At 72.4% G+C, this 1,000-nt stretch carries 1 protein-coding gene; it reads right to left on the bottom strand.

Translation table 11 applies throughout. The annotated features are described in order from the left end of the window. On the bottom strand, positions 1–988 hold a 988-nt coding region (locus ACI8AC_RS25200; RefSeq protein WP_456900598.1), incomplete at its 3' end, for an IS481 family transposase. Positions 989–1,000 lie beyond the last annotated feature (12 nt).

The raw sequence follows: 1,000 nt of genomic DNA, 5'->3' as shown, positions 1-1,000 counted from the left end.
TGTACTGCTCGGACAGGTTGGTCAAGCGGGTGATGGGCGGGCGGTTGCCGATCGCGGTGTGGGGCCGGTGATGGTTGTACTCGTGCAGCCAGGCCGGCAGGGCTTTCCGGCGGGCTGACTCGCTGAGGAACATCCGGGCGAAGGCCCAGCCGTCGGCCATCGTGCGGTGGAAGCGCTCGATCTTGCCGTTGGTCTGCGGCCGGTAGGGCCGGGTCCGCTTGGGCGTGATGCCCAGCTCCGCGCAGGCATCGCGCCAGGTGTGGGAGCGGTAGGCCGAGCCGTTGTCGGAGAGCACCCGCTGCACGGTGATGCCGCGGGCGGCGAACCAGGCGGTCGCCCGGCGCAGTACGCCGATGGCGGTGGCGGCGGTCTCGTCGTCGTGGATCTCGACGTAGGCGACCCGGCTGTGGTCGTCGAGCACGGTGTGCACGAACGCCGTGCCCAGCACGGGGTTGCGGTGGGCATTACGCGGTGTGCCCGCGGTCGCCGCTCGATTGCGGTGGCCCTGGGCGCGGCCGACGTAGCGATGGCCGCCGCCGTCGGGGATGTTGCCCAGCTTCTTCACGTCGACGTGCAACAGCTCACCGGGCCGCTCGCGCTCGTAGCGGCGGATCGGCTCGCCGGTGCGCCGGTCGACGTGGGAGAGCCGGTTGATCCGGCAGCGGACCAGCACCGCGTGCACCGTGGAGGGGGCCAGGCCGAGCCGGTCGGCGATGGCCACCGGCCCGAGGCGCTTCTTCCACCGCAGGTGCACGATCTTGCGCACGACCGGCCGTGGGGTGCGCCGCGGGCAGCGGTGCGGCCGGCTGGAGCGATCGGTCATGCCGGCCTCTCCGGCCTGCCGGTAGCGCTCGGCCCACCGCTTGGCGGTGGGCCAGGCGACGTTGAACACCGCCGCGGCGTAGCTGATCGACCAGCCGTCCTCGACGATCGCGCGGGCGAGCTTGAGACGGTGGCGTGGAGTCAGGGCGGCATTAGCGTGGGCCACGAGGACCTCCGG

It is taken from the genome of Geodermatophilus sp. SYSU D00758, from assembly GCF_054049955.1.
The sequence above is the reverse complement of the archived record's forward strand: the minus strand, read 5'-3'. Positions and strand labels throughout refer to the sequence as shown.